The following is a 20,147-nucleotide window of genomic DNA, read 5'->3' on the forward strand; positions in this document are numbered from 1 at the left end:
CTCACTCATTCCGCCTGCACCTGCACGCTGGTGGGCTGCAGCGTGTCCGATTCCACATGCAAGGTGATCGGCCCGCGCGCACCGGCGCGTGCGCGCACGATGGCCAGGCACAGGCCGTTGAAGGCGTTGCGCTGTGTCGAGGCGAACGACTCCAGGTTGGTGGGGTCGCCATTATCGGTGGCCACCAGTTCGCCCGGTCCCTCGATGCGAAAGCGCAGGCGGTCGCCCGCGGTCGGTGCAGCACGCCCCTGGCGATCGAGCAGGCGCACGGTGACAAAGCTCAGGTCCTTGCCATCGCCACGGATGCGGCGGCGGTCGGGCGTTGCCTGCAGGCGTGCGGCATGGCCGGCGGTCTGCACACGGTCGCTCGCCCAGGGCCTGCCGTTCTTGTACGCCTGCACGCGTAATTCACCGGGCTGATACACCACATCGTCCCAGCGCAGCCGGTACTGCAGCGGCCCCTTGCGCTTGCGCCCCTGCGAGACGCCGTTGACGAACAGCTCGGCCTCATCGCCGGAGGTGAACACATGCACCGGGGTGACCTGCCCCTCGCGTCCCGGCCAGCTCCAGTGAGGCAGTAAGTGCGCCATCGGCAGGTCCTGGCGCCACCGCGCTTGATACAGCCAGTAGCGGTCTTTCGGAAAACCCGCCAGATCGAAGATGCCGGTGTACGCACTGCGTGAGCTGTAGTACGGCGTGGGTTCGCCCAGGTAATCGAAGCCGGTCCAGACGAATTCGCCGGCCACGTACGGGTGCCGGTCCAGCGCGGCGAACACCTTGTCCGCACTGGAACCAAAATCCACCGCATGCAATTCGTAGGCACTGACCTGATGCGCCACCGCATCGCCGCCGCGTCCCTCGCGCACCGGTGCGCTGGTGTCCGGGGTCACCGGGAACAGATACACCCCGCGGCTGCTCACTGCTGAAGCAGTCTCACTGCTGAAAATGGCCTTGTGCGGAAACTTCGCATGGAATGCCGGGTATTGCGGCTGCTTGCGTATGCGCTCGGTACCTTCGAACTCGGGCGTATCGCGAATGCCCTCGCCCTGGTAGTTGAGGCTGATGACATCCAGCGCGGCCGGTAGCGGCATCTCGGGCGAGGCGTAGTTCATCGCCACCGTGGCCAGGCGGCTGGGATCTTCGTCGTGCACGATGGCATGCAGCTTGCGCGCAATGGCCGCGCCCTGCTCGCCGGTGTACTGCTCGCCCACTTCGTTGCCCACGCTCCACAACATCACCGACGGATGATTGCGGTCGCGGCGCAGCATCGCGCGCAGGTCCGGCTCGTGCCATTGCCCAAATACCAGGTGGAAATCCAACGGAGTCTTCTTCATTTCCCAGCTGTCGAAGACTTCGTCCACCACCAGCAGGCCCATGCGGTCGGTGAGTTCCAGCAGCTCTGGCGCAGGCGGGTTATGGCTCATGCGGATCGCGTTGGTGCCCATCTGCTGCAGCAACTGCAGCTGGCGCTCGGCGGCACGCACATTGAACGCAGCGCCCAACGCGCCCAGGTCGTGGTGGTTGTTCACACCACGGATGGGCACGCGCTCGCCGTTGACCAGCAGGCCGTTGTCGGCATCGAACACGATGCTGCGGATGCCGAACGGGGTGTCGTAGCGGTCCACCAGCTGCCCGTTCTGGCGCACCTCGGTCACCGCCACATAGCGATGCGGCTGCTGGGTGGGCGGTGGTCCCCACAGTTGCGGGTTCTCGATCTGCACGGTGCCCTGCACGCGGGCACTGCCGCCGGCAGGCACCGCAACCTGCGCCGGCGCGATGTGCGCCACGGCCGCGCCACTGGGCGTACCGCTGTCGGCATCGAGGTGGTAGATCGCGGTGTCCACCTGTGCCTGCGTGGCAGTGCGCGCGGCGTTGTCCAGGGTGACGGCCAGTTGCACCTGCGCCGATGCCGCCGAGACCTGCGGGGTGGTCAGCTGCGTGCCCCAGTGCGCGACATGCAGCGGCGCGGTCTTGGTCAACCATACCTGGCGATACAACCCGCCGCCGGGATACCAGCGCGCCGAGTCGGGCGGATTGTCCAGGCGGATCGCCAGCTGGTTGCGCCCGCCAGGAATGGCATACGGAGTCAGGTCAACGCGCCAGGAGCTGTAGCCGTAAGGCCAGCCGCCGACCAGCTTGCCGTTGAGCCAGACCGTGGCATAAGACATCGCGCCATCGAGATCGAGAAACAACGAGCGGCCGCGATCGCTGGCCGGAATGTCCAGGGTCTTGCGGTACCAGCCCACGCCCCAGCTCGCCAGCCGGCCCATGCCACCGTAAGGGCCCTCGGCCAGGAACGGCCCGGCAATGGCCCAGTCGTGCGGCAGGTCCACCGATTGCCAACGGCTGTCGTCAAAATCTGCCTGCACATACGCCACGCCGCTGCCTGGATGGCCTGGCGGGCGCTGATGGCGCTGCGCAGGATCGGCGATCAGCGCATTGCCGGTGGGCAGGATCCACGGCTTGAGTACGTCCTTGGCCGGTGGCTGCAGTAGCTGCGCCTGATCCGGGCGCGCATCGGCCACCTTGCCGTCCTCGCTGCGCATCACCTCCGGGCGCACGTCGTAATCGAGCACCACGGTGTTGCCCGGCGGGTCGCCGCGGTGGAAGCGCCATTGCGCCGTGAGCGCTACACGCTCGCGCGGGGCCACACTGACCGGCTGCGCGGCGGCCAGTGCGGGCAGCACCGCACACACCACAATCACAATCACCATCACCGACATCCAGCACCCGCCGGCCGGGCCCAGACCGCACGAGGCGAGCGCTTGCCGCAGCCGTGCCATCGGCCTCACAGTTTGTACGCCTGCTTGGGCAGCCGGTAGGCCAGGTCCACTGCGATCTCCATAGCCTCGTCTTCATCCAACCGATGCTCGGCCACCAGCGTGGCCAAAAACGCGCTATCCACGCGTCGCGCCACGTCGTGCCGCGCGGGAATCGACAGGAAGGCGCGCGTGTCGTCGTTGAAGCCCACCGTGTTGTAGAAGCCGGCGCTGGCCAGGGTCTGCTTGCGAAAGCGCCACATGCCTTCGGGTGCATCGTGAAACCACCAGGCCGGGCCCAGCAGCAGCGCTGGGTAATGCCCGGCCAACGGCGCCAGCTCGCGGCTGTAGCTGGTTTCGTCCAGGGTGAACACGATCAGGCGCAAGCGCGCATCGTTGCCATAGCGATTCAGCAGCGGCTTGAGGGCCTGCACATAGTCGGTACGCATCGGAATATCGGCCCCCTTGTCGCGCCCGTAGCGCTGGAACAAAGGCTGGTTGTGGTTGCGGTGGCAGCCCGGATGCAGCTGCATCACCAACCCGTCGTCCAGGCTCATGCCGGCCATTTCGGTCAGCATCTGCGCGCGGAACAGTTCGGCCTGCGCCGGCGTCGCGGCGCCGCGCACCACCGTCTCGAACAAGCGTTGCGCCTCGCCCGGCGACAGATCTGCCGTCGCCGCGCTGGGGTGGCCGTGGTCGGTGGAGGTGGCGCCGTGCGCGGCGAAGAACGCGCGGCGCTGCCGGTGCGCACGCAGATAGCCGGGCCAGGTCAGCACATCCTCGCCGGTGAGTGCGCCGAACTGCTGCAGCGCCCCAGCGAACTGTTCGTGCTCCGGGTCCACCACCGGATCCGGACGGTAGGCGGTCAGCACGCGGCCCGTCCATCCGCTGGCGGCAATGGCGGCGTGGTGCTGCAAACTGTCCAGCGGCGATTCGGTGGTGGCGATCACCTCGATATGGAAGCGTTCGAACAGCGCGCGCGGCGCAAATGCCGGGGTCTGCAATGCAGCGGTGATGTGGTCGTAATAGTGATCGGCGGTGGCCGCATCCAGCCGGATGCGCAGATCGAACACTTCGTGGAAGACATGGTTGAGCCACAACGCCGACGGCGTGCCGCGCAACAGCGCGAAGTGTTCGGCAAACACCCGCCATGCCGCACGCGGGTCCACCGCCGCGCGGGTGCCGTCGGCACGCGGAATGCCCAGTGCCTCCAGATCGACGCCCTGGCTATAGAGCATGCGGAACACGTAGTGGTCGGGCACCAGCAGCAGTTCTGTTGCGTTGGCGAACGCCGCATTGGTCGCAAACCAGGCCGGATCGGTGTGCCCGTGCGGGCTGATGATCGGCAACCCGGCGATCCGTGCATACAGGCGGCGTGCGATGGCACGCGTGCCGGGGTCGGCGGGCAGCAGGCGGTCGTCGTGCAGGGTCAGGGGAGAAGCTGTGGACATGGAATCAGGACACCAAGAAAGACGGGAAACACACGCTGTCGGCCGCCCGCGTCATGGCGCGGGCGTGCCGGGATGGCTGGCCACGTAATCGCGCAACCAGGTCAAGGCCGGGCGCTCGCTACCATCGCCGCGCAGCAGATACGCCGCTTCCTTGTCGCGCCACAGGCCGGGACGAAAGCCCCACAAGGTGATGCCGCGCACCGCCGGGTGCTCCCAGAAAATGGGGAATACGCGCTGGTAATCGGCCAGCTGCTGCGCATCAGTGGGTCCATCCAGATCGAATTCGGTGATGTAGATCGGCAGGCCGGTGGCGGCCAGCGCATCCAGGTTGGCGCGGTGCACCGACATCGCCACATTGGGCGTGGTTTCGAAGGCATGCTCCTGAATCCCGATGGCATCCACCAGATGCTCGCGCTGCAGCAGTTGCACGATCTGCAGATAGCGCTGCGTGGCCTTGGCATTGTTGGTGATGCTGTAGTCGTTCATCATCAGCGTGGTGTGCGGGAAGTACTGCCGCGCCAGTCGAAACTGCTGCAGCACCCATTCCCATCCGCTGGCGCCATTGCCACCCAGCGCCTGCAGATAATTGCCGCCGCCGGTATCGCTCTTGCTGGGCGGGTCGTTGAGCGGTTCATTGACCACCTCCAGCAGATCGATATCCGGGTAGCGCTGCGCCACGGCGGCGAACCACTGCTCGATCTCGCGGCGCTGCTCGGCCGGTGGCAGGGTCTTGATCCATTCCGGCTGCTGGTTGCCCCACACCATCACATGCATCTGGAACGGCATGTCGTTGGCCTTGGCAAAGCGGTAGGCCGTGTCCAGCCCGCTCCAGTCCATCTGGTCGCGCACCGCCTCCACCGTGCCCCACTTGCCGGCATTCTCCGGCGTGAGCTTGTTCCAGTACTGCGCAAATCCCGGCGCCTGCTGCGGGCTGTAGGCACTGCCCAGAAATTTGGATGCGCCCGCTGCCAAGGGTGCGGCCTGGGCCACCGATGCGATGCTTGCGGCGAGCAACACGCCCAACCCCACTCTATGCAACTGCATGATGCGTTCCTCAGGAAGATGGCGGCGCCGTCGTGGCCGCCGGCAGGTGCGCCGGTTCCAGCCGCGGCACCAGATGATGCACGACGGCCAGCGCCAGCAGATAGGCAGAACCGGCCATCAGGAACACCGGCACATAACTGCCGGTCGCCTGTAGCAAGAATCCGATGAAGGTGGCGATGAGCATGCCGCCCACTGCACCGGCGAATCCGCCGATGCCCACCACCGTGGCCACCGCATGGCGGGGGAACATGTCCGAGGGCAGCGTGAACAAGTTGGCCGACCAGCCCTGGTGCGCGGCGGTCGCCAAGCCGATCAACGCCACCGCCAACCACAGATTGTCTGCGCGCGCGGCGAACACGATCGGCACTACCGAGACGGCGCAGATCAGCATGGCGGTCTTGCGCGCGCGATTGACGCTCCAGCCGCGCGCGATGAACCGCCCGGCGATCCAGCCACCGGCAATGCTGCCCACGTCGGCCAGCACGAAGATCACGATCAATGGTGCACCCAGTTGCAGCAGGCTCAAACCGTATTCGGCATGCAGGAACTTCGGCAGCCAGAATAGGAAGAACCACCAGATCGGGTCGGTGATGAACTTGCCCAGGACAAAGGCCCAGGCCTGGCGATGCCGCAGCACCTGCAACCACGACAGCCGCCGTTGCATCGGCTCGTGCGCGTCGCTGCGGATATGCGCCAGCTCCGCCGCCGACAAGCCGGGCTGTTGCTCGGGCGGGTGATAACTGACCCACCACACCAGCAACCAGGTGGCGCTGAGCACGCCGGTGAACAGGAAGGCCGCCTGCCAACCCCAGGCGGTGGCGATCACCGGCACCAGCAGCGGCGCCACGATGGCCCCGATATTGGAGCCGGAATTGAAGATGCCGGTGGCCAGCGCGCGCTCGCGGCGCGGGAACCATTCGGCCACGGTCTTGAGCGCGGCGGGGAAGTTTCCCGACTCGCCCAGCCCCAGGAAGAACCGCGCAATCGCAAAGCCCACCACGCTGCTTGCCAGCGCGTGCCCCATCGCTGCCAGGCTCCATACCCCGATTGCCAGCGCATAGCCGATGCGGGTGCCGAAGCGATCGATCACCGCGCCGCTGCACAGCAGCCCCAGTGCATAGGCGGCCTGGAAGGCGGTGACGATGTAGCCGTACTGGATCTCGTTCCAACCGATCTCGGTCTGCAGGAAGGGCGCCAGTACGCCCAGCACCTGGCGGTCGATGTAGTTGATGGTGGTAGCCGCCAGCAACAGTGCGCACACCCGCCAGCGCACGCGGCCCAGCCCCGCTGGCGCAACGACAGGCGCGTCCTTGGCAGGCTCGCTCATGCGTATGGCCTGCGTGGCGGGCATGTACCGCGCCGCTGCTGGACCGGCATGGCGGCAAGGACGGTGCGCGCACCGCTGCGGTGCCGGTCAGGCATGTGGCTGCCGCGTTCTTCGCTGGGTTTCATCGACCACTGCACCTGCACGAGGGTGGCCTTGCGCCACGGGTGATAGCGCTACCATTACCATGCCGACCGGCGAAATCCATCGCGCACTGCAACACGGCGCATGCCACCTGCGTGCGCAAACCGGACAGCGATAACGCGCCCGCGCAGCGGATTGCCTGGCCGGCCCGCCTATGCTGCCCTGCAGCGTGATGTTGCAGATTTGGTAGCGCTAACATCCAACGCCACTGATCGCCCGTTCTTCCCCACCGCACCATCGCCGCGCCGATTCCCGGCAGCGGCACTCCCTGCGCCGGGGCGATGCGTGGGACATCTGCTCACCTGTTAGGGAAGGGATTACGGTGAAGAACAGCTACGCACAAACCGCGTTGTCCTGCGCGTTGGGATCCATCTTGCTGGGCATGGCCAGCAGCGTCGCCTGGGCCCAGTCCACCGATGCCGCCACTGCGCCACCGCCGCCGGACCCGGCCGGCAACAGCGACGCGGTGACCCAGCTCGATACCGTCACCGTTTCCGGCTACCGCCGCAGCATCCAGTTCTCCACCGATGCCAAGCGCGATTCGGTCGGTTTCGCCGACACCGTATTCGCCGAAGACATCGGCAAGTTTCCGGACATGAACATCGCCGAGTCGCTCAACCGCATTCCCGGCGTGCAGCTGGCGCGCGACGTCAATGGCGAAGGCCTCAACATCGCCATCCGCGGCCTGGGCACCAGCTTCACCAAGACCACGCTCAACGGCTCCAGCATCGCCACCGCCTCGATCGGCCTGAACGCGCAGAACCAAAACCGCGAAGTCGATCTGAACCTGTTCCCCACCGAGTTCTTCACCCAGCTCACCGTCAGCAAGACTCCTACCGCCAGCATGCTCGAAGGCGGCGTCTCCGGTGTGGTGGACATGCGCAGCGCGCGCCCGTTCGATCGCCCCGGCGTGCATTTCACCTATCAGGCGCAGGCCGACTGGAACAGCACCAGCGAGAAGACCACCCCGCGCGGCGCCTTCATGGGTAGCTGGACCAATGAGGAAGGCACCTTTGGCGCGTTGTTCGGGGTGGCCTCGGTGCGCAGCAAGCTGGGCGTGCGCGGCTTCGAGAGCGTGGGCTGGACCAACCCGGGCCTGACCTATACCCAATGCGGACTCACCCCGCCCGCAGGCACGCCGGCCACCAATCAGCCGGCGGCCTGCAACGTCAACGGCGGCGGTAACTGGCGCATTCCCGACCGCGTGCCGGCCACTGCCGGCAGCGGCCTGACCACCGGTGAGACCATCGATGCGGCCTGGCTGCTGGCACGCAACCCGGGCCTGAGCATCGCCCAGATCAGCGATGCACTGATCCCGCGGCTGGGCCGCGACGTGTACATGAGCGGTGATCGCAACCGCGATGCCTCGGTGATGTCGCTGGAATGGCGCCCCTCCGACAGCCTGCATTTCTACTTGGACACGCTATATTCCGAAGCCAAGCGCACCACCGAGCGGATCAGCATGAATCTGATCGGCCGCAACGGCAACATGATTCCGCTGGGCATGCAGCTGGACCAGAACAACGTGGTCACCAGTGCCACCTTCGCCAATGCGCAGTACTTTCTGGAGGCACGCCCGTACCGCGAAGAGGTCAAGTTCTGGAGCGTCAATCCCGGTGCCGAGCTGCTGTTCGGCGCCGAGCAGGACATCAAGCTCAACGTGCAGGCCAATGCCACGCGCAGCTGGCTGGATCGCGAATCGCCCAGCATCCTGGTGACCTCGCCGTTCACCACCGTCGACTATCGCAACGAAGGCGGCGACCGCCCCTCGATCAGCAGCCCGCTGGATCTCAACGACCCCAACCTGGGCTGGGGCTGGACCGGTGGCCGGGTCAATATCCAGAACGAAAAGCGCATCACGCAAACACGCGGTGCGCGTGCCGACCTGCAGTTCGGCGAGGACAAGCGCAACATCAAGATCGGCGCGGCCTACGACCAGGCCGAACGCACCATCCGCGGCTTCGACAACAGCATCGCCTGGGAGCGGGTGGTGTGCCGTGGCGATGGCGGTAACGTGTGCAACGGCGGCCCTGGCTCGGCCGTGCCCAGCGCAGTACTGGCGACGTATCTGCGGCCTGGCCCGGATGGCTTCATCACGGCCGATTTCGACCGCTTCCTGCGCGACACCAATTATTACCCGTTGCGCGACTCCGCGCCGGAAACCAACTCCGCCAACACCGGTGCCTCGGCCGGCGGCATCCGCGAGAAGAACCTGGGTTTCTACATCGAAACCAATGCCGAAACCGAAGTGTGGAACCGCACGCTGCGCTTCAATGCCGGTGTGCGTTACGTGACCACCGACCAGACCATCACCGGCCCGGTCACCATCAACGGCATTCGCCGCGTGCAGGTGCTCGATTCGGACTACAAGGAAACCCTGCCTTCGTTCAATGCCGCCTGGGACGTGGCCGACAACGTGGTGCTGCGCCTGTCCAGTTCGCGCACGCTCACCCGCCCGGACCCGAGCGCGATGTTGCCCAACACCAACTTCAGCGACCCGTCTGCGCAGACCGCCACGCAGGGCAATCCGAACCTGGCACCGTACCTGTCCACGAACGTGGACTTCGGCGGCGAGTGGTACACCGGTGGCGAAGGCTATGTCGGCCTGACCCTGTTCAACAAGCGCATCAGCGGCTTCACCGTCAACGGCGTGCGGCGCATTCCCTTCAACGACCTGGGCGTGCCGTACGAGAGTCTGCTGCCGATCCAGCAAGCCGGGTTGGACCAGCGCGGCGGCCCGAACGCCGCCACGGTGGACGTGCAGACCCAGGTCAATGCCGACGGCGTGCTCAATATCCGCGGCACCGAAGCGATCTGGGTGCAGCCGCTGGACAAGCTCATCGACGGCCTGGGCTTCAGCGTGAACTACACGCACGTCACCCAATCCTCCGAAGGCGAAGGCATCCCGGCAGTGGCGGTGGGCGTGGCGCCGAACCTGTGGAACGGCACCGTGTACTGGGAGAAGAACGCCGCCTCGGTGCGCCTGTCCTACACCTGGAACGACGACATGGTGATCTCCGGTGCCAACCAGAACGGCATCCCGTACGCGCGCCTCAATGCCGACGCACGCGGCCAGCTGGATCTGTCGGCCAGCTACGCGCTGGACTGGTTGCCCTCCAAGCCGCAGCTCACCCTCAACGTCACCAACATCACCGACGAGCCGCTGCGCACCACCTACGCCTGGCCCAACGCCACCTACGACCTGTACCAGCCCGGGCGCACCGTCATGCTCGGCATCCGCGGTACCTTCTGAGTGCTGTGCCCGCCGGTTGTTGGTGACATGTCCTGCAACCGGCGGGCAAGCGCGCGCCGCGGCGCTTTCCGCAGCACTCTTCGAGTCCGCCCGACCTCATGAACACTGCGTCTTCCCCGCTGTCACTACGCGAAAAGATCGGCTACAGCCTGGGCGACCTGGCCGCCAACCTGATCTTCCAGACGCTGGTGACGTTCCTGGCGTTCTTCTACACCGACGTGTTCCGCATTCCCGCCAGCGCAGCGGCCACGTTGATCTTCGTGGTCGGCCTGCTGGGCGCATTCGTGTTCACTCCCGTCATCGGCATCCTGGCCGACCGCACCCGCACGCGCTGGGGCAAGTTCCGTCCGTGGATCCTGTGGACGGCGCTGCCGTTCGGTGCCTTGTCGCTGGCCGCCTTCAATACACCGGCGCTTGGCGAGCAGGGCAAGATCACTTACGCCTTCGCCACCTACACCTTGTTGATGCTGGTGTACGTGGCCAACAACCTGCCGTATTCGGCACTGAGCGGCGTGCTCACCGGCAGCATGGAGCAGCGCAACAGCCTGTCGGCTTACCGCTTTCTGGCCGTGACGCTGGCGCAGTTCGTGATCCAGGTGCTGCTGCTGCCCTTGGTGCTGATCCTGGGCAATGGCGACAAGGCGCAGGGCTTCCGTAACACCATGGCGTTGTTCGCTGCCGTCGGCACGCTGTGTTTTCTCATCACCTTCTTCACCACCCGCGAGCGCGTGCGGCCCATCAGCGAGCAGCGCAGCAGCGTGCGCCAGGACCTGACCGATCTGCTCCGCAACAAGCCCTGGCTGGTGATGCTGGCGCTGACCATCCTGGTCTTCATCAATCTCGCCATGAAGGGCGGGATGTACATCTATTACTTCAAGTACACCCTGGATGCCAGCGCGCTGGCGCAGTTTCTCGACAACGCCGGCTTCAATCGCTTCATTGGCGGCATCAACGGCGTGCTCACCAGTGCCGGCATGACGGCGCTGCACTGGCCGCAGGACGCTCCCACCTCGGCCTTCAGCGTGTTCAGTGCCGGTGGCATCATGGCCATGATCGCGGGCATCGGCTGTTCCAAGCGCCTGGCCGACCGCCATGGCAAGCGCAACGTGTTCGGTGGTGCGCTGCTGATCTCCACGCTGTTCCTGCTGGCGTTCTACGTCTACCCGCCCACCGCCATCGGCTGGGTGTTCGGCTCCTACGTGCTGCACGGCTTCTTCTACGGCATCACCATTCCGCTGCTGTGGGCGATGATCGCCGATGTGGCCGACTACTCGGAATGGAAGAACCACCGCCGCGCCACTGCGATCATCTTCTCGGCGATGTTGTGTGGCCTGAAGATCGGCCTGAGCATCGGTGGCGCGCTGGTCGCCGGCATCCTGGCCTGGTACGGCTACGACGCCGCGTTGGCGCAGCAAAGCGCCGCCGTGAACGATGGCATCCGCCTGGCCATCAGTGTGTATGCCTCCCTGCCGTTCCTGCTCAGCACCGCGCTATTGGCGCTGTACGAGATCGACAAGCCCCTGGAATCCCGTATCGAACGCGAACTGGACGCACGCCGCCAGGCGGCGCTGCCGACAGTGGGCCAATGACTTCCCTCCCCCTCATGCACAGGTACGCGCATGTCCGATGAACTGCAAGCCGCCACCCTGCAGGCGCTGGCGCGCACCGCCATTTCCGCACCGCTGGTCAGCCACATTTATACAGCCGACCCTTCCGCACATGTGTTCGACGGCGCGCTGTACATCTACCCCTCGCACGACATCGATGCCGGCGTTGCCTTCAGCGACGACGGCTCGCACTTCTGCATGGAGGACTACCACGTCTTTCGCATGGCGCATCCGCACGCGCCTGTGGAAGACCTGGGGCAGGTCCTGCACGTACGCGACGTGCCTTGGGCACAGCGTCAGATGTGGGCACCGGATGCCGCGCAGCGCAACGGCAAGACCTACCTGTATTTCCCGGCCAAACGCGCCGATGGCATCTTCCAGATCGGCGTAGCGGTAGGCGACGGCCCGCAAGGCCCGTTCACCGCACAACCGCAACCGATCGCCGGCAGCTACTCCATCGACCCGGCCGTGTTCGGCGACGCCGATGGCGAGCATTACCTGTATTTCGGCGGCATCTGGGGCGGCCAGCTGCAGCACTACCGCGACAACGGCTACGCGCAGACCCACCAGGAACCCGAAGGCACAGCGCCCGCGCTCGGCCCACGCGTCGGCCGCCTGCGTGAGGACATGCTGCAGTTGGCCGAGCCCACCCGCGAGGTGGTGATCCTGGACGAACACGGCAGCCCGCTACGCGCCGACGACCACGCCCGCCGCTTCTTCGAAGGCCCCTGGATGCATCACCACGCCGGTCGCTATTACCTGTCGTATTCCACCGGCGACACCCACCTGATCTGCTACGCCACCAGCGAGACGCCCTACGGCCCGTTCACCTATCAAGGCGTGCTGCTGGCACCGGTGATCGGCTGGACCACGCACCACTCCATCTGCAACGTCGATGGCCAGTGGTACCTGTTCTATCACGATGCCAGCCTGTCGCAGGGCCAGACTCACCTACGCAGCATCAAGATGACACCGCTGCAGCATGACGCCGATGGGACGATCGCCACGATTTATCCGTATGGGGAGCAGGCGGTGTCGCCTTGGTGAGCGGCGACAGCTAGGCCTACGCGCCACGGAGCAGGAGCATCTTGCATTCCATTAGCGCTTCGCCTCAGCAGAGAACCGCGTGAGTAGATGCGCGTGAGAGTCCTTCGTCAGTACGACGATACAATGCTGGATCAGCTGCGATCAGGCTCCACGACCACTGCGGTTCCATAACACAGCACCTCGGTCAGACCTGCCATCAACTCGGTGGCGTCATAGCGCACTGCGATGACGGCATTACCACCCAGCTGCCTGGCATGTTGCACCATATCGCGATAGGTTTCCGAGCGGGCCTGCTCGCACAGTTCGGTGTATATGGTGATGTTGCCGCCGAACAGTGTTTGCAGGCTGCCAAAGAAATTCCCCACGATGGAACGCGACCTCACGGTGATGCCGCGCACCAACCCCAGGTTGCGAACGATCTGGTAGCCCGGCAGTTCAAATGCCGTGGTCACCATACTGTCGTTGAGCGACAAGAGCGACGCGTGGATCGGCGAAGAGTCGTATGGATTTGTCACGAACGCATCTCCCGATAGGATGACAACGCACTGGCGTTTCTTCTCCGGAGGCATAGATGCATTTTACTGCTCCGAGAATTCCCAACCATCGTTATAGCCGCCCAAGGGCATTGCCTGTAACGCCAGCTCCTCTTCGAACGCCACGATCGCCTTGTAGGTGGCAACCATGGTCGGATACACGGTGACGTCCATGGGGAAGGCAGTGTTTTCCGGGTAATAGCGGCAGCACACCTTCTGCTCGCAGCGGAGCATGGCCACCGAGAACTCCAGTGCCGCCTCCTTGGTGGGAAACACGACCGAAAAGGCGATTTCGCGGGTCCTGGAAAGATCCACTCCCTGCTGCGCGATGTGCCAGAGGGTGTCGCCGTTGTCGTCCTTGGGATGGAGGGTCAAATCTCGCTGCATGGCGCGCTTGGTGAGTGACGGCCGGCCCGGCCAAGAACGCCAGGATGGCGACTGTCTGGCCGACAATCCAGCAGCACTACGGCACCCACACCAAATTCATCAACTGCGGGTTCGCCGTCACCTTGACCAGCTTGCCACTGGGGCCGAACTGCACCTGGTACTCGGAGAAGCTGTCGCGCCAGTAACGCCACAGCGAGGCGTCCAGATTGGGGTTCTCGCTGCTGATCGGGTAGCCGACGGCCATGATGACCTGCTCGCGGGTCATGCCGCCGGTGAGCTTGCCCTCATTGATGGCCTGGCGGATCTTGGGCGGGAAGGTGGCGAGCTTGAGCTTGGGGTCGGCGGTGACGACGTAGCGGGCGGCGAAGGCGGTGTTGTCCAGGTCGCGGCTGTAGTCGTTGCCGATGGACTGCTTTTCACCGGCAATCTTCAGGTTGACGCGGTTGCGGCCAAAGCCGGTGACGCTGACCGGCGTACCGACCGGGAGCAGGTGCTTGCCGTCTTCGACGTAATTGCTGTCGCTGATCCAGCTGCCGTCGGTGCGCAGATTGCAGCACAGGAAGCCGTCGTACTTGGTCACGTCGGCGGCGCTCGCCAGGTCGGAAGCTGTCAGCAGGCCCAGGGCCAGCAGGGAAGTACGCAAACGCATCGGGAGGACTCCTTTCTCGACGGCCGGGGCCGCACGGCAGTGATGGCTAAGGCGTCGCCGTTTCCCCGACGCCGCGCGAGCATTGTCGCAGCCTCCGGCCACTTGGCAAGCGCGGGTGACGCGCACCGCCCGGGGTTGTGTATGCTCGGGGCGTGGACACTCTTTCACCCGCCGAGATCGTCGAGCAGATCGCCGAGTTGCGACGTGCACACCGCGCGTTGGACGAGGAGATCCAGCGCGTGCCTGCGAACATGGAGGACGAGCTGCAGATGAAGCGCTTGAAGAAGCGCAAGCTGCATCTCAAGGACTGCATCACGCGGCTGGAGATGGAGCTGGTGCCCGACGAGCCGGCGTGAGGTCGCCTTGCGCTTGGGCTTGCTTGGAGCGCCTGACAGACCGTAGCGCGCAGGCGCTGGGTTGGGCGGCGCGGTCCTCGCCCCCTGTAGGAGCGCACCTGGGCGCGATGGGGCTTTCACGGGAAGGCCCTCGCGCCCAGGTGCGCTCCTACAAGGACCGCCTGCCTGGGTCTGCGAATTCACAGCATGTGATCGCGATCGTCCAGGCGGGGGCATGAACCGGCTTGGCAGGCTGCACGCCGTGACTGTCGGCAGCGATCCCGCGTGCCTGGCAGCAAGAACCGGGCGGTATGCATGGTCCTTGCTCCCTGTAGGAGCGCACCTGGGCGCGACGGGGCTTTCACGGGAAGGCCCTCGCGCCCGGGGGCGCTCCTACAAGTATTGCGAGCGGGCTGACTGCTGGGTCTGCGAAGTGGCAGCATGTGATCGCGATGGCATGAATCAGGCTGTCAGCGATGGCTACAGCTACTCAGCCTGCGCGCAGCAAGATCTTGCCGCGACGGCCCGGCTCGGCGCTTGCTGCAGCGGCCTGGGCGGCGTCTTCCAGGTCGAACACCGCTTCAACGGGCAGCGCCAGGCTGCCGTCCAGAGCCGCCTTGAGCAGTTCGCCGATCATGCGGCGCTTGTCCTCGGGTGGAGTGGCGGCCATGACCTTGCTACCCCAGAAGCCGCGCACGGTGGCCTGCTTGAAGATCACATCGCCGCTGGAAATCTGCAGCGACTCGCCGGTCATCGAGCCGAAGGACACCAGCTCGCCACCTTCGGCCAACAGGCCAAGCAGCTCGCCGGCAGCGGCGCCGGCCACCGAGTCGATGCCGCGGACGATGGGCGCATCACCGGCCAGCGCGCGCACCTGGGCCTGCCAGCCGTCCTTGGCGGTGGACACGGCATTGCCGATGCCCAGCGCCTTCAATTCTTCGACACCGGCGTCGCGGCGCACCAGGTTGACGACGTTGATGCCGCGGGTGGCGGCCAGCATGGCGACGGTCTTGCCGACGGCACCGTTGGCGGTGTTCTGCACGATCCAGTCGCCTTTGCCCACGCGCAGGAATTCGATCAGCATCAGCGCGCTCAACGGCATGGCGATCAGCTGGCAGCCGCGGTCATCGTCCAGCGCATCGGGCAGCGGCACCACGCCGGAGGCGGCGGCGAGGAAGTACTCGGCCCAGCTCTCGTGCACCCCGGCCGCGACCACGCGCTGGCCAACCTGCAGGCCGTCCACGCCCTCGCCCAGCGCATCGACGACACCGGAACCCTCACTGCCGCCGATCGCGGGCAGCGCCGGCTTGTAGCCGTAGTTGCCGCGCACGGTCCACAGGTCGTGGTTGTGGATCGGCGAGCGCCGCATGGCGATGCGGACCTGGCCCTTGCCGGGCTGCGGTACCGGGCGTTCGCCAAGCTCGAGCACCTTGGCGGGATCGCCGAATTGGGTATGGATAGCTGCGCGCATGAAGGTTTCCTGTCGGCAGCGCCCGTGGTGCAGCGCCTCGCCGATCACAGTGAAAGGGGCTGCGATGTTAACGAGAACACCGCAAGCGGCTGATGAAACGACCGCAACCATTGTGTGAAAGCCGTGCAAGATCCCGAAGGACGAAACGCACGCCACCGTGATGAAGATCACTGCGCTGCAGGGTGCAATGGTGGCTGCAACCGCCCCTTCATCCGGCGCTACGCGCCACCTTTTCCCGATGGGAGAAGGATGCCGCAGTGCTCCTAAGCCTCACTGCAGTGCGGCCACCTCACTCCGGCGGCAACACCACGTCCGGCTTCACCGCCGCCGGGCTGACCCGTTCGATGGTGTGGCGCAGCTCGCGGCCGAGGATGAACTTGGCATCCTTGGCCCATGCATCCAGCCGCTCGTCGAACAACAACTTGCTGTTCTCGTCCGGCCAAACCAGGCGCAGCTCGCGCAGTTTCTGGATGAAGCTGCGGAACAGGGTCTTGTCGAAGAACTCCGGGGCGGCCGGGGCGTACAACAGGCTCAGACGCTGCGCGGCCTGCTGGCACAGGCTCTCCAGTTCGCCGGCACCGAGGACGCCGGGACCGTTCTTCACCAGCACCGAAATGGCGATGTAATAACGCTCGAACGCCTGCTGCAGCGAATGACCGATGGCGCGCAGCCGGAACACTTCATCGGTCTGTCCGGTGTTGCGCGCCAGGATGCCGCCATCGTCGTCGGTGACGTTGAGCAGCAGGCCCTCGCGTACGAACATCTCGATGGTCTGTTCGATGCGCTCGGCAAAGCGGTCTTCGCTCCACGGCAGGAACAGCTCGGCCTGCAGGAACGGGTACACCGTGCGGCCCAGGCGGATCAGCCCGGCGCGGCTCATGCGGCGGTTGTTCTGGAAGCAGCACGCCACCCACGAGGACGCGGTGAACAGGTGCAGCACGTTGTTGCGGAAGTAGCTCAGCAACACCGCAGTATCGCCGCTGACGCTGAGCACATCGCCCAACGGATGCGACACTCGCGTCAATACATTGATCTCTTCGGCATGGGTGATGATGCGCGCCGGGGTGTGCGGGGTGACGGTGACGCGGTCCGAATACGGCATTTCCGCCAGCAGCTTCTTGCAGAGCTCGATCTGCGCGATCAGGTCGGCCTCGCCCATCGCGTGCTTGGGCGTGGATAGCAGCGCCAGCGCCAGCAGGTTGATCGGATTGACGTCAGCGGCGCAGTTGATGCGGGTCTGGATCTGGGTGGACAAGGTATCCACCGCCGGTGCCAGCCAGGTGGGTTTTTCGTCCTCGGGTACCGGTTGCCCATCCCAGTCCGGAGCGTGCCTGGCCAGCACGTCGTTGAGCGCGATCGGCTCGCCGAAGTTCACCACCACCTGGCCGTAGTTCTGCTTGAGCACCTTGGGAATGGACCACAGCAGGCCCCAGATGGATTCCTTTTCCTTGGGCCGGCCGGTGAGTTCGTCCAGGTAGCTATTGCCCTCCATCAGCTTCTCGTAGCCGATGTACACCGGCTGGAACAGCACCGGCTTGCGTGGCTGGCGCAGGTAGGCGCGCAGCGTCATCGCGATCATACCGCCCTTGGGCTGCAGCAGCCGCCCGGTGCGCGAGCGCCCGCCTTCGACGAAGTATTCGATCGAATAGCCGCCGGCCACCAGCTGGGCAACGTATTCGCTGAGCACCGCCGAATACAGCGCGTTGCCGCGGATGCTGCGGCGGATGAAGAACGCGCCGCCCTTGCGCAGCAGCGTGCCCACCACCGGCAGGTTGAGGTTGATGCCGGCCACGATGTGCGGCGGCACGATGCCGCGTTCGTACAGCAGGTAGCTCAGCAACAGGTAATCCATGTGGCTGCGGTGGCTGGGCACGTAGACCACTTCATGCCCGGGCGCGGCCTGTTTGAGCTTGTCCAGGTGGTGCACCAGCACGCCGGCGTAGATGCGGTTCCACACATGGGTGAGCAGGAAGCTGGCCGAGCGCACCACCGGGCTGGAATAGTCGGCGGCGATCTCCCAGGCATAGGCATGCGCCTTGCGCCAGGCATCGACCGGTTTGGAGTTATCGCGCTTGGCCTGGGTGGCGATGGCCTCGCGCACCGAGTCGGCGGCCAGCACCTGGTCCACCAGCAGGCGGCGGGTGGACAGGTCCGGCCCGATCACGGCCTCGCGGATGCGCCGGAAGTGGGTGCGCAGTACGCGCTGCAACTTGCGCAAGGTGCGCTCGGGCGGCAACCCCTCGGCCATGGTCTGGCGCAGCGAGATCGGCGGGGCGAAGCGCACGATGGTGGTACGGCCGTTGAGCAACACCGCCAGCAGGCGGCGGAAGCGGCCCACCAGCGCCCAGTTCTCCGAGAACAGCACCGCGAACCAGCCGCTCTGCTTGTCCGGCGCGCGGCCCACGAAGATCGACACCGGCACCAGTTGCACGTCCAGGTCGGCACGCACGCGATGGGCCTGCAACAGCTTGGCCAGCGAGTCGGAATGGGTCTTGCCGCCGCGCTGTTCGGGAATCAGCGAATTGCTGCTGCTGCGCCGCGACAGCGCCAGGTAGGCGCGCTTACGTTCCAGCGGGTCGCCCGGCAGCGGCACCAACGGCGAGGGCAGGCCGGCCTCGCGGCAGGCCTTGTCCAGGATCAAGGCACTCGACAGCCCATAGTCTTCCAGCACGTACACCACCGACCGGCCGTCGTCGTAGCGGCCGGGCTGATCCGGCTCGATGGTCAGACTCAGCCAGGGGTCGGCCAGGCGCCCGAGCAGGCGCGCCCACCACGGCCGCTTGCTTGGGCGCGGGCTGGCCGGCGCCAGCGCCGCGGCGGCGGCCGACACCTCCGGAGGCACGGGGCTGGCGGTCGGCAACGGCGAGGCACCGCCAGGCGTGGCGGCATCGGCGGTGGGCGGGGCGGGCTGGCCGTCGGGAAACGGCAGGGGGTTTTGTTCTGGCATCGCGGTCATTATCGCCCAGCCGGGCGCTGCCCGGCATTTGCCGACGGCGCCGGCGGGGCGTCGGGGCTTGCCGTGGCTGCGGGTAGGTCCGCCACCGGCGGCGTACGCAACAGTGCCGCCACTTCCTCCTGGGTCTGCTGCTGGTACCAGTGGCCGTCGCGTTTGACCAGCGCCACGGTCAGGTCGATGTCGCGTGCGGCCAGCCGATAGCGCAACCGCACCTGGGCCTGCTCGCCGTCCTGCGTGACCAACCCGGTGCGCAAGGCATCCAGGCTGCCATCGATCGACAGGCCATAGCGTTCCAGCACCTTCTTGCACACCGCCCAGAACGGCCCGAGCCGGCGCAGGCTCTCTTCCATGCCCAGGCGTTGCAGATCCGCGTCGGAGGTGATGCCGGTGGCGCGGGCGGCAGCCACTAGCTCGGCGATACTGGCCTTGGCGCGCGGGCGGTCGGCCAGCGGCGCGCTGGCGGCCCAGGCGCTCAGGGCATCGACCAGTTGCATGTAGTGGGCGCGCTGCTCGGGTTGGTAGTCGTTGCGACTGCGCAGGTACTGCACGCCGAACTGGCCCAGCGACTGCGCGGCCTTCGCGATGCCCTGCGCCTGCCCGGCCAGTTGCGCGTCGAAGGCCTGCTGCAGGCGGCGCTCGGCGTCGGGCGCCGACAAGGCCCCCAGCAGCGTGCCCATCTCATTGGGCAGCGGCAGTTCGGTCAGCGGCCAGCGGCTGGCACCGCTGCGCCAGGCCGCGTCCAGCTGGGTGTACTGCGCGGGCGTGACCCGGATCCGCGCATAGGCGACCAGATCGTTGCGGCGCAACGGGACGGTCATCGCCTGCATCGCCGCGGCCGGTTCGGCGTTGGCGCCGGGCAGGGCCATGGGCGGCTCCTGGCGCTGGCAGCCGCCCATGCCCAAGGCGACGAGCAGCGCCCAGGCGACGGGCTGGAACCGGCCTGCGCGGACGGTGAGTGACGGCATGCGCACGATGTTCCCCTGATCGGTCGGCGCATCTTGCTGGCTGGCGCCACTGGCGGCAAGGCGCGCGGCCCCGGGGGACCGGGATCGGTTCGTTGGTGGCGACATCCACAGGCCATGGCAGCAGCGACCGATGGCCAACACTGTCTGGACGCTGTCTCGTTCGGACAACTTTGTCCACCTACTCCAGCGGAAGCCTTGCGCCGCAAGGACTCGCCTGATTGT

Annotated in this window: 14 protein-coding genes; 4 read left to right on the forward strand and 10 right to left on the reverse strand. The window is 66.1% G+C overall.

Annotated features, from left to right (window positions below; genetic code table 11):
* Nucleotides 1-5: 5 nt before the first annotated feature.
* The 4 genes from galB to ACCQ13_RS20165 form a co-directional block, all read right to left on the reverse strand.
* The gene (gene galB, locus ACCQ13_RS20150; protein ID WP_159407872.1) at nucleotides 6-2,714 is read right to left on the reverse strand and encodes a beta-galactosidase GalB; all 2,709 of its coding nucleotides are present in this window, start codon (nucleotides 2,712-2,714) and stop codon (nucleotides 6-8) included.
* 74 nt (nucleotides 2,715-2,788) lie between these two features.
* Nucleotides 2,789-4,210, reverse strand: coding sequence for a glucuronate isomerase (gene uxaC / locus ACCQ13_RS20155; protein WP_159407873.1), 1,422 nt, complete (start codon nucleotides 4,208-4,210; stop codon nucleotides 2,789-2,791).
* 51 nt (nucleotides 4,211-4,261) lie between these two features.
* Nucleotides 4,262-5,254: an endo-1,4-beta-xylanase gene (locus ACCQ13_RS20160; RefSeq protein WP_104604756.1), complete on the reverse strand. Its 993-nt coding sequence runs from the start codon at nucleotides 5,252-5,254 to the stop codon at nucleotides 4,262-4,264.
* A gap of 10 nt (nucleotides 5,255-5,264) precedes the next feature.
* Complete coding sequence (locus ACCQ13_RS20165; protein ID WP_104604758.1) at nucleotides 5,265-6,581, reverse strand: MFS transporter; 1,317 nt, start codon at nucleotides 6,579-6,581, stop codon at nucleotides 5,265-5,267.
* A 463-nt stretch (nucleotides 6,582-7,044) separates the two neighbouring features.
* On the opposite strand from ACCQ13_RS20165, the gene ACCQ13_RS20170 reads away from it, so the two are divergent.
* The 3 genes from ACCQ13_RS20170 to ACCQ13_RS20180 all read left to right on the forward strand — a co-directional run bounded on the left by ACCQ13_RS20170 (nucleotide 7,045) and on the right by ACCQ13_RS20180 (nucleotide 12,629).
* Nucleotides 7,045-9,975 (forward strand): TonB-dependent receptor, encoded by a 2,931-nt coding sequence (locus ACCQ13_RS20170; RefSeq protein WP_167526987.1) that lies wholly within the window; start codon nucleotides 7,045-7,047, stop codon nucleotides 9,973-9,975.
* A gap of 98 nt (nucleotides 9,976-10,073) precedes the next feature.
* A complete protein-coding gene (locus tag ACCQ13_RS20175) occupies nucleotides 10,074-11,564 on the forward strand; it encodes an MFS transporter (protein ID WP_104604760.1) in 1,491 nt (496 codons plus the stop codon).
* 30 nt (nucleotides 11,565-11,594) lie between these two features.
* A complete protein-coding gene (locus tag ACCQ13_RS20180) occupies nucleotides 11,595-12,629 on the forward strand; it encodes a glycoside hydrolase family 43 protein (RefSeq protein ID WP_104604762.1) in 1,035 nt (344 codons plus the stop codon).
* Between the two features lie 131 nt (nucleotides 12,630-12,760).
* Here the strand turns inward: ACCQ13_RS20180 and ACCQ13_RS20185 are convergent, their stop codons facing one another.
* The 3 genes from ACCQ13_RS20185 to ACCQ13_RS20195 all read right to left on the reverse strand — a co-directional run bounded on the left by ACCQ13_RS20185 (nucleotide 12,761) and on the right by ACCQ13_RS20195 (nucleotide 14,198).
* Complete coding sequence (locus ACCQ13_RS20185; RefSeq protein WP_104604764.1) at nucleotides 12,761-13,144, reverse strand: YbjQ family protein; 384 nt, start codon at nucleotides 13,142-13,144, stop codon at nucleotides 12,761-12,763.
* 63 nt (nucleotides 13,145-13,207) lie between these two features.
* Nucleotides 13,208-13,549: a ribonuclease E inhibitor RraB gene (locus ACCQ13_RS20190; protein ID WP_104604766.1), complete on the reverse strand. Its 342-nt coding sequence runs from the start codon at nucleotides 13,547-13,549 to the stop codon at nucleotides 13,208-13,210.
* Between the two features lie 76 nt (nucleotides 13,550-13,625).
* A complete protein-coding gene (locus tag ACCQ13_RS20195) occupies nucleotides 13,626-14,198 on the reverse strand; it encodes a hypothetical protein (protein WP_104604768.1) in 573 nt (190 codons plus the stop codon).
* A gap of 152 nt (nucleotides 14,199-14,350) precedes the next feature.
* Between ACCQ13_RS20195 and ACCQ13_RS20200 the strand changes: the two genes are divergently transcribed.
* A complete protein-coding gene (locus ACCQ13_RS20200; RefSeq protein ID WP_167526988.1) occupies nucleotides 14,351-14,554 on the forward strand; it encodes a YdcH family protein in 204 nt (67 codons plus the stop codon).
* Nucleotides 14,555-15,023: 469 nt separating this feature from the next.
* On the opposite strand, the gene ACCQ13_RS20205 is transcribed toward ACCQ13_RS20200, so the two are convergent.
* The 3 genes from ACCQ13_RS20205 to ACCQ13_RS20215 all read right to left on the reverse strand — a co-directional run bounded on the left by ACCQ13_RS20205 (nucleotide 15,024) and on the right by ACCQ13_RS20215 (nucleotide 19,925).
* Complete coding sequence (locus tag ACCQ13_RS20205; RefSeq protein ID WP_104604794.1) at nucleotides 15,024-16,004, reverse strand: zinc-binding dehydrogenase; 981 nt, start codon at nucleotides 16,002-16,004, stop codon at nucleotides 15,024-15,026.
* A gap of 289 nt (nucleotides 16,005-16,293) precedes the next feature.
* Nucleotides 16,294-18,960: a glycerol-3-phosphate 1-O-acyltransferase PlsB gene (gene plsB, locus ACCQ13_RS20210; protein ID WP_104604772.1), complete on the reverse strand. Its 2,667-nt coding sequence runs from the start codon at nucleotides 18,958-18,960 to the stop codon at nucleotides 16,294-16,296.
* The gene (locus tag ACCQ13_RS20215; RefSeq protein ID WP_167526989.1) at nucleotides 18,960-19,925 is read right to left on the reverse strand and encodes a hypothetical protein; all 966 of its coding nucleotides are present in this window, start codon (nucleotides 19,923-19,925) and stop codon (nucleotides 18,960-18,962) included. Before ACCQ13_RS20215 ends, plsB begins: the two co-directional genes overlap by 1 nt.
* Nucleotides 19,926-20,147: the final 222 nt, after the last annotated feature.

It is taken from the genome of Xanthomonas sp. NCPPB 1638, assembly GCF_041475635.2.
GTDB classification, from domain to species: Bacteria; Pseudomonadota; Gammaproteobacteria; order Xanthomonadales; family Xanthomonadaceae; genus Xanthomonas; species Xanthomonas cucurbitae.

Bases quoted from the DNA above. Each gene is read 5' to 3' on its own strand.
- galB (WP_159407872.1), bottom strand. From the start codon at position 2,714: ATGGTGATTGTGATTGTGGTGTGTGCGGTGCTGCCCGCACTGGCCGCC.
- ACCQ13_RS20165 (WP_104604758.1), bottom strand. From the start codon at position 6,581: ATGAGCGAGCCTGCCAAGGACGCGCCTGTCGTTGCGCCAGCGGGGCTG.
- ACCQ13_RS20195 (WP_104604768.1), bottom strand. From the start codon at position 14,198: ATGCGTTTGCGTACTTCCCTGCTGGCCCTGGGCCTGCTGACAGCTTCC.
- ACCQ13_RS20175 (WP_104604760.1), top strand. From the start codon at position 10,074: ATGAACACTGCGTCTTCCCCGCTGTCACTACGCGAAAAGATCGGCTAC.
- uxaC (WP_159407873.1), bottom strand. From the start codon at position 4,210: ATGTCCACAGCTTCTCCCCTGACCCTGCACGACGACCGCCTGCTGCCC.
- ACCQ13_RS20190 (WP_104604766.1), bottom strand. From the start codon at position 13,549: ATGCAGCGAGATTTGACCCTCCATCCCAAGGACGACAACGGCGACACC.
- ACCQ13_RS20205 (WP_104604794.1), bottom strand. From the start codon at position 16,004: ATGCGCGCAGCTATCCATACCCAATTCGGCGATCCCGCCAAGGTGCTC.
- plsB (WP_104604772.1), bottom strand. From the start codon at position 18,960: ATGACCGCGATGCCAGAACAAAACCCCCTGCCGTTTCCCGACGGCCAG.
- ACCQ13_RS20180 (WP_104604762.1), top strand. From the start codon at position 11,595: ATGTCCGATGAACTGCAAGCCGCCACCCTGCAGGCGCTGGCGCGCACC.
- ACCQ13_RS20215 (WP_167526989.1), bottom strand. From the start codon at position 19,925: ATGCCGTCACTCACCGTCCGCGCAGGCCGGTTCCAGCCCGTCGCCTGG.
- ACCQ13_RS20160 (WP_104604756.1), bottom strand. From the start codon at position 5,254: ATGCAGTTGCATAGAGTGGGGTTGGGCGTGTTGCTCGCCGCAAGCATC.